Annotated in this window: 8 protein-coding genes and 1 pseudogene; 5 read left to right on the forward strand and 4 right to left on the reverse strand. The window is 43.6% G+C overall.

Translation table 11 applies throughout. The annotated features are described in order from the left end of the window. Window positions 1-8: 8 nt before the first annotated feature. The 3 genes from dnaI (at window position 9) to mqnC (ending at window position 2691) form a co-directional block, all read left to right on the forward strand. Window positions 9-935, forward strand: coding sequence for a primosomal protein DnaI (gene dnaI / locus MBEAL2_RS15355; protein WP_047153152.1), 927 nt, complete (start codon window positions 9-11; stop codon window positions 933-935). 35 nt (window positions 936-970) lie between these two features. Beyond that, on the forward strand, window positions 971-1405 hold the full coding sequence (locus MBEAL2_RS15360; protein ID WP_047153153.1) for a hypothetical protein: 435 nt from the start codon (window positions 971-973) through the stop codon (window positions 1403-1405). A 176-nt stretch (window positions 1406-1581) separates the two neighbouring features. Further along, window positions 1582-2691, forward strand: coding sequence for a cyclic dehypoxanthinyl futalosine synthase (mqnC, locus tag MBEAL2_RS15365; protein ID WP_047153154.1), 1110 nt, complete (start codon window positions 1582-1584; stop codon window positions 2689-2691). A gap of 79 nt (window positions 2692-2770) precedes the next feature. Here the strand turns inward: mqnC and MBEAL2_RS15370 are convergent. The 4 genes and pseudogenes from MBEAL2_RS15370 to MBEAL2_RS15385 form a co-directional block, all read right to left on the reverse strand. Then, a pseudogene (locus tag MBEAL2_RS15370) lies at window positions 2771-3145 on the reverse strand (cation:dicarboxylate symporter family transporter); the annotation flags it as partial. A 17-nt stretch (window positions 3146-3162) separates the two neighbouring features. Continuing rightward, window positions 3163-3666, reverse strand: coding sequence for an aminotransferase class IV (locus tag MBEAL2_RS15375; RefSeq protein ID WP_052947746.1), 504 nt, complete (start codon window positions 3664-3666; stop codon window positions 3163-3165). Between the two features lie 138 nt (window positions 3667-3804). After that, window positions 3805-4491, reverse strand: coding sequence for a DUF421 domain-containing protein (locus MBEAL2_RS15380; RefSeq protein ID WP_047153156.1), 687 nt, complete (start codon window positions 4489-4491; stop codon window positions 3805-3807). An 18-nt stretch (window positions 4492-4509) separates the two neighbouring features. Next, window positions 4510-4824, reverse strand: coding sequence for a DUF5658 family protein (locus MBEAL2_RS15385; protein ID WP_047153157.1), 315 nt, complete (start codon window positions 4822-4824; stop codon window positions 4510-4512). 352 nt (window positions 4825-5176) lie between these two features. On the opposite strand from MBEAL2_RS15385, the gene ytxC reads away from it, so the two are divergent. Both ytxC and MBEAL2_RS30280 read left to right on the forward strand, forming a co-directional pair. Further along, window positions 5177-6073, forward strand: a complete 897-nt coding sequence (gene ytxC, locus MBEAL2_RS15390) for a sporulation protein YtxC (protein ID WP_047153158.1) — start codon at window positions 5177-5179, stop codon at window positions 6071-6073. Between the two features lie 342 nt (window positions 6074-6415). Continuing rightward, on the forward strand, window positions 6416-6523 hold a 108-nt coding region (locus tag MBEAL2_RS30280; protein ID WP_152667808.1), incomplete at its 3' end, for a TGS domain-containing protein.

Consider the following 6523-nt stretch of genomic DNA (forward strand, 5'->3'; position numbering starts at 1 on the left):
GGAAGAGTATGCAATCTATGAATAAAATACTCTCTTCCTACATGAATAAGGCAGGGTATTCGTTTGAAGAGATTGTTAATGAAGTAGCGAATAAGCCAGAAGTAGTGGAACTGCGGAAAAAGCATCCAGAGATCCAGGCCACTCATATTACACGGTCCCTTTCAAGAATTAAGCAGTCCGTAGATGAGGCGGAAAATTGCCGCCATTGTCCAGGACTTGCTGAATGTCCGAACCTGCTGAAAGGACACAGGGCGGTGCTTGATTGGACGGGGATGTCTATTGAAACACGCCATGCCGCATGCCAGCTGCAAGTAATGGACAGACAGCAGAAGGAGCGGGAAAAACTTATCCGTACGCATCACATTCCAAAAGAAATTCTTACGGCTTCTTTTACGACGATCGACCATGATGATGAGCGAATTGAAGCGATTGAGGCTATCATCAACTTCTGTATGAAAGTTGAACCTGGAAAATCTGGGACAAAGGGTTTGTATCTGTATGGACCGTTTGGTGTTGGGAAAAGTCACTTAATGGGAGCTACTGCTAGAAAATTGGCAGACAAAGGAATTGCGTCCCTTATGGTTTATACACCCGATTTCTTCCGGGAGATTAAGGATTCTTTGCAGGATAATACGGTGCAGCAGAAAATCGCCGTCCTTAAAGAAGTACCTGTCCTCATTCTTGACGATATTGGAGCGGAGATGCTCTCCCCCTGGGCGCGCGACGAAATCCTTGGGGCGATTCTGCAGTACAGGGTAAGCGAGAATTTGCCTGTTTTATATACTTCGAATTATACTTATGATCAGCTGCTTGACCATCTTGCCTACTCACAAAAGGCAGGGGTTGAACAGTTAAAGGCCATGCGAATCATGGAACGAATCCGCTATTATACGGATGCCTACCAGGTTAACGGTACGAATCGAAGGCTCGGGTAATTTCCTCATATTGAGGGTGAAAGACAGGTGGAATTATGAAAAAGGGCATGAAAAGAGGACTGCTTCTTACGGTGGGTATTCTTATTGTTGTCGGCTTTGGCGGAAAGTTCGCATTTGACTTTGCGGCCAATAAAGCAATGGATAAGGTCGCAGCACAGATAACGGATAATCCTTACGTAAAGAAAGCCCTCGATGATAAAAATGTGCAGGCAAAAATAGAAGAGGCCGCAAAATCTGTTCAAACGCCAGGTTCGATTAATGGATCACATACCGTTCATTTCAAAGACAACAGCGAAGCGGTCGGTTATGCGATGAAACGCCTTTCTATTTCTGAGATAAACAAGTACCGCTCCATGGTAACAGATGGGGTCACACCGGAAGAAGAAAAACAATTAAAAGAAGCGGTGTTCTCGAAATTTACACCGGATGAAATCCGCGCTTTTATTGAAACAGCCCAGAAAAACAAATAAATAAATAGAAACCTTCCGCTCGACCGTTGTGTAATCCACTGGCAGCCCGAGGTATATGAAGAAATCAGATTTGCGGACTAGGATTGGTCAGACCCCTGCTAGGTAGGCAAGCGGGGGTCTTTGTGTTACGATAAAAGAATGAGTATAAGTTTTTTAAATGTCTGGAGGGATACACCGTGTCGATAGATCGCATACTTGAACGTGCGCTTGCCGGTGAACGGCTTGGACTGGAAGACGGACTTCGTCTATATGATAGCAATGAAATAGAAAAGATGGGCTTTTACGCCAATAAAATTATGGAGAAGTGGCACCCGGATCCGATTACGACTTTTGTTATTAGCCGAAATGTCAATTATACAAATGTGTGCGATACATACTGCCGATTCTGTGCTTTTTACCGCGCACCGGGCTCGAAGGAAGGATATGTGCTCTCAGACGAGGAAATTTTCAGTAAAATCCAGGAAACAGTTGATGTAGGGGGAACTGAAATCCTTATGCAGGGTGGAACGAACCCGGATCTTCCGCTGGAGTATTATACGAATTTATTGAGGAATATTAAGCAGCGGTTCCCTTCGATCCAAATGCATTCCCTGTCTGTGGCGGAAATTGTAAAAATCGCTGAGGTATCCGGCAAACCGGTAGAAGAAGTACTCCGGCTATTAAAAGCAGCGGGACTTGATTCTCTCCCCGGAGCCGGTGCGGAAATTCTCGACGACCGGACCCGGCAGAAAATCAGCCGGTTAAAAGGTTCATGGCAGCAATGGGTCGATGTAATGAAAACAGCCAACCGTGTTGGCCTGACAACTACAGCTACAATGGTTATCGGCTTTGGCGAATCAATGGAAGAACGTGTGCTCCATCTGATGCGTATTCGTGAAGCGCAGGATGAAACGAAAGGGTTCCTTGCCTTTATTTCCTGGACATTCCAGCCGGAGAACACGAATATGAAAGGGGAAAAGCAAACCCCTGAGCAGTATTTGAAAAATGTGGCGATTAGTCGTTTGATGATTGATAATATTGCCAATTTCCAGTCTTCCTGGGTAACAATGGGCCCAGAGGTAGGCAAGCGGTCTCTTCAGTATGGCTGTAACGATTTCGGCCAGACAATGTTGGAGGAGAACGTAGTGTCGGCGGCAGCCTGTACGTATAAAATCAATACGAACCAGATTCTGCAGCTCATTCGTGAAGCGGGTAAAATCCCGGCGCAGCGCAATACAAACTATGATATTCTCCGCGTTTTTAAAGAAGGCGAAATGGCGGAAAATGATTTTGTGATGCAGAATTAATAAAGAGTTATTTTTATAGTATACGCTTACCCGGAATTCACATGGCAGGTTAGGTGAATTCCGGATAAGCGTTTTTTACTTATGCTCGGTTCAGTGCACGCTGTTCAGTTTGCTGTCTAATTTGGTGTTCAGTCCAACCTTCCTGACGGAACTCCTTTTCCCATTTCGAGACCACAATACAGGCAAGAACATGTCCAGGTGTGTTGCAAGCAGTACGTGCCATATCCAGTACACGGTCAATTCCTGCGATAATCGCCACGCCTTCAGCAGGAAGTCCCACAGCTGTGGCGGTAGCTAAGAGCACATGAGGAAGAATGGTTTCTGTGCTTGTTGTCGAAAAAGCGATAAGAAATAGATCCCACACCATGCGAAACACTTTAAAGTAGGAAATCCTAAGGAACCAGGCAATCAATGGAAACAGGCCGAAAATAACAATAGCAAGCCCAAGATACACAAGAATCCTATAGGTGATTAGATAAACTCTTCCTTTTTTTCTAAATCCAACGCAGAAGAAGGAATAGCTTCTGAGAATAGTTCTTGTAGTTTTTTTGTTAATTGACCAGGGCTTCCGTTTCCTATTGTCTTATTATCGATTTGAATGACAGGCATTACTTCCAGTGTTGTACTTGATGCAAATACTTCGTCAGAGGTAAACAGCTCGTCTAAAGTAAAGGGCCGTTCCATTACTTTTATCCCGCTTTTTACAGCCAATTGTATGACTGCCTGACGTGTAATTCCATTTAAAATAAAATGGTTTGTAGGATGGGTAAAAATAGTGCCATCTTTTACAATAAATATATCAGAAGAGCTGCACTCTGTAACGGTTCCATCCCTGTGAAGAATGGCTTCATCGCAGCCGCTGGCATGAGCCTTCTGATTGGCCAAGACAGCTCCTAACAAATTTAGGCTTTTGATGTCACATCGAAGCCAACGAATATCCTCCGTCGTAATTGTTTTTATTCCCTTATTTAACATCTCTTTTGGTCTTTCTTTAACGTTGCAATAGGCTACATTCCCCCAATTGAAAATTTCTTTTAACTACATAATAAAGCCAGTAGACATGTTTGAATTAATTGAATCTTCTCGTGTTAAAGCGTTAGGAATAGAAGATATTCATGCTTCGCCATACAGGTCAAAATAAAGGCGGCCGCTGGTGCTCAATACGCCATAGAAAACATCGGGCAACGTATACCCCTTCTTTGCGAGTTCCTGATTCAGCCATTCGGTTGTAAGCTGATTCTGGTCCAGGTTCCTCTCCAGCACCTTTCCCTCCTTGATTAACTCAACGGGAAATGAAATACCGGGGGAAGGGGAGAGGGACAGATCCTGCCTCGTTACGCCCCGATACTCCGGCTTCTTTAACACAGATAATTTTCCGTTCACTTCTAAAACAGCATGCTCCACTTCTTCTATATCAAAAATATCCTTTTCCCGTAATCCCTGGTTTAACACATCCAATGTATATTTTGCTTTCTTCATGTTGTCTTCCAGCAGCTTTCCGTTCTGGATGATAACGGCTGGATCCCCCGATATCCATCTTCTTATCGTTGAGCTTTTTAAAGTAAGGAAGGCCAGAGCGAACGCAATGGCGCTGAATAATAGCATAGAAATAATAAAGTATAGAAACTTAATCTTAATGTTGAAAGCCATATTACCGGCAATAGAACCTAATGTAATGGCGGCAATGAAATAGTGGTATGTAATTTGGCCAACCAGCTGCTTCCCGAGAATGTGCATAATAATGATGAATAATGCAAAAGAAGTAAACGTGCGTATGACAATTTCGATCGTATCAGTCATAATGACAGGCTCCTATTCTTACGCAGATAAGTAGAGAACGAAGAAAAGCAAGTGATAGAGGTTTACTGTGGTGTAGAGACACACGGCAAAAACCGCCCCGTGAATAATCCACTTTTGTTTGCAGCAGGGAAGGAGAAAAAGCAAGGCGAGCGGGGCAGCTACCTTCCAAATAAGGATAAGGAAAGGGCTGGCAGAAAACAATCCGGCAAGCAGAGGATTGGCTTCTTCCACATAGTGCTGTTTTATCCCATACCACGTAAAGAACCAGTCAGTGCTGTTGAAAAGCAATAGCAGCAGAGCAAGGATCGCTTTATTCTTTTCCCCTACGATCAAGCAAATCACCTTCTTCCAAGTAGAGTGTATAGTACTATGTTATCCACATGTATGAAGAATATGAGTGCTGTATGCCGCTATGCTTTTTAGGACAAAAAAAGAGACCCATTGACTACATCAACGGGTCCAAGGTAGGAGTGGAGAGATTAATTCAATTCCAGGAGGTGTCAACCCATTTAAGGGGGTTACATTTATTATAGCTGCTTTTGTAAGCGTTATCAATACTTATTTTCTAAATTTTCTCCTTTTTTCAAACCCACATAAAACAAGCATGTTAAATTCTATGAAATACTTCAGGAACAGCTTCATATACTAACGTAAAAGGGGTGGGAAAACGAAAGAAGGTGATTCATTGCAATTGATACAATTATCGCTGTCCAGGCAGGATGAGCGGCTTTTGATTTCATTTGAAAAAGTTCTGCATGAAGAACTTGCAAAAATAAGAGAGCTGTCGTTGGAGTATAGAGTGAAAACGGAGGAGGACAATGGCTACTACCACTTTTACTGCCAGTGCTGGCCGTACCAGGAGTACACGATTGAAACGTATGAAGCGCTGTTCTATGCGGTGTCCCGCATCGTCAGTTTCTATGTAGCTTCGAAAGAGGAAGAAACGATAGTAAACATGATGGTTAGCCATAGACGGTATGAAAAGGCGCAAAACAAAAACGCACTGAAGGAATATGTGCTGCATAGTCTGGAAAGAAGCGAAGGAACGGATGATGGAGAAGAGTGGCGGCAGAGTGGGCAGACAAGCCGCATTGAGGAAGAGATTATCCGCTATTTATATACAAATCATGTATTGAAGCTTGATGGTTTTCTGCGGTTCCGGCTTAAAGATTACCTGCAGCAGCTTCAAGCCATGGTGGAATTGAGCGTGGAAGAATATTTAATGGAAGAAGAATATAAAGAGATTATTATGCGGCTGCGCGCGCATGTTCCTGCGGAGCGGTCTAATCCCTGTACGATTCATGTTGTTCACCGCGGAGAGCGTTTCCGGTATTACGACGAAGAGTGGAATTCGTTATCCCTTCCGCAGCGTTCGAGGATTGCAATTGAATCCTTTCTTTATTGCACGGATGAGGAAAGCAATATGATAGATATGCTAATTCGCCATTCTCCTGCAAAATTGGTCATCCATACGCAGCAGGAAAGCCACTATGGGATTGGGATGATGAAAAAATTGTTTAAAGAAGAAGTATCTGTTTGCGGACATTGCAGTATTTGTGATTTTATCCAGGAGGATACTTGACTTTTAGTTTTTGCATAACTATAATACATTCATAAATAGTATACGTAAAAGCATTGAAAAGGACAGGATCCCTTCCAGACGGTTTTCAGAGAGGAAAGCCCAGGCTGCGAGCTTTCTAACACGAGGTTGCCGGATTACCCCCTTTAGCTGCTGATCGGAACGCTTATGCTTATGTATAGGCAAGTAAGATGAGCCGGGATTTCCCGTTATTGATGAATGAGGCACTGCCGGATGTTTATTATCCGCTTTGCTGAATCAGGGTGGTACCACGAGAACAACACGCTCGTCCCTTCGGGGATTGAACGTGTTTTTTATTTTGTAGAAATTTGGAGGGAATTCTATATGTCAGCAATTCATGTTACACTGCCGGATGGCTCCATTCGCGAATATGAGGCAGGAGCTACGATTGAAGATGTAGCGGCGTCTATCAGCCGGGGCTTAGGAAGAAAG

The sequence above is a fragment of the Aneurinibacillus tyrosinisolvens genome, assembly GCF_001015055.1.
In the GTDB taxonomy this organism is placed as follows: Bacteria; Bacillota; Bacilli; order Aneurinibacillales; family Aneurinibacillaceae; genus Aneurinibacillus_A; species Aneurinibacillus_A tyrosinisolvens.

What these genes read in the sequence shown, in the direction of transcription:
- dnaI (WP_047153152.1), top strand. Translation starts at nt 9, where the DNA reads ATGCAATCTATGAATAAAATACTCTCTTCCTACATGAATAAGGCAGGG.
- MBEAL2_RS15360 (WP_047153153.1), top strand. Translation starts at nt 971, where the DNA reads ATGAAAAAGGGCATGAAAAGAGGACTGCTTCTTACGGTGGGTATTCTT.
- MBEAL2_RS15375 (WP_052947746.1), bottom strand. Translation starts at nt 3,666, where the DNA reads ATGTTAAATAAGGGAATAAAAACAATTACGACGGAGGATATTCGTTGG.
- MBEAL2_RS15380 (WP_047153156.1), bottom strand. Translation starts at nt 4,491, where the DNA reads ATGACTGATACGATCGAAATTGTCATACGCACGTTTACTTCTTTTGCA.